The sequence below is a fragment of the Thalassobacterium maritimum genome (assembly GCF_031127805.1).
GTDB classification, from domain to species: Bacteria; Verrucomicrobiota; Verrucomicrobiia; order Opitutales; family Coraliomargaritaceae; genus Thalassobacterium; species Thalassobacterium maritimum.
Genome location: NZ_JARXHW010000162.1, coordinates 1 through 1,076, shown reverse-complemented (window position 1 = coordinate 1,076; position 1,076 = coordinate 1). Strand labels below are relative to the sequence as shown.

The following is a 1,076-nucleotide window of genomic DNA, read 5'->3' as shown; positions in this document are numbered from 1 at the left end:
CAGCTGCTAATGCTGAATACTGTCGCCGGGGATGCAAGTAGGAAGCTCATGAAGATTGCGTTGTACGTGAATCTTTAATTTAAAACACTACCTAGCTAAACTTTTTCCTAACAGTCCCCAAGTGCCAGTGCCTTGGGGGCTTTTTTGTGTGGCTTGTGGATCTGCACTTCGGTGCTGTATCGAAACTGGCGAAATTAAGAAGAAGTGTTTGGTTTTTCTATCTTGTTTCTGCTTAGATGGTTGTGTTTTTAATCTATACTCGAGTCAAGCGATTGCATGCTGTGATATCATGTATTTGCGTACTAGGCCTTCATCTAGATTATAGCTTATACTGTAAGTGATTTGTTAATCAATCTAACCCTTATAACTATGCCTCGTAAAAATCACACCCTCTTAAGTATCGCCTTTGTGGCTGCAACTTTAAGCTCTCAAGCTGCAACGACGATTGTTGGCTACAGTATCGATGACACCGCATTGCTGACAGCAGACACATTGGCTGCTGATGTGTTTGCGACTGATTTGACAAGTCCGGCGTGGACGCTTTCCGGCAATATTGCAAGTAATGACTTTATAAATATCGCTGAATCTGGAGGTATGGCCGGTGGACTGGGCGATGATATGGCTGGGGCTTTTTCTTCCGGCCAGTTTATTGAGTTTACCATCAGCACTACGTCTGCCGATTCATTTGAGCTCGATTCACTTCTGTTGACCTTGCAACGTTCCACTCGGGGGCCACAGGATTTTGGCGTGCGAATCGATGATGATGGTTTCAGCGACGGTAATGGGGATACCGGTATTTTTGAAGATTACTACACAGATCAACCTGTTGGAACTGCTTCTGATCTATTTACCATTTCACTCGCTGGCTTAGTTTTAGATTCGAGTACATCCTACACTTTCCGGATTGCGTATGATGATCGAGCCAACTCCGGAGCTAGTAGTTCAGCGGGGCGTTTCTATGACATTGCAGTAACAGTCCCTGAGCCAGGCACCTATGGATTGTTGGCTGGTTGCTTTGCGTTGGGCTCGGTGATGCTGCGCCGTCGCCGCGACTAGTGCATACTAGCTTATTCTTT

The 1,076-nt window shown here is 45.6% G+C and carries 1 protein-coding gene; it reads left to right on the top strand.

The window, feature by feature from the left end:
• The first annotated feature begins 369 nt into the window (after positions 1–369).
• Positions 370–1,056, top strand: coding sequence for a PEP-CTERM sorting domain-containing protein (locus QEH52_RS19830; protein ID WP_308952698.1), 687 nt, complete (start codon positions 370–372; stop codon positions 1,054–1,056).
• Positions 1,057–1,076 lie beyond the last annotated feature (20 nt).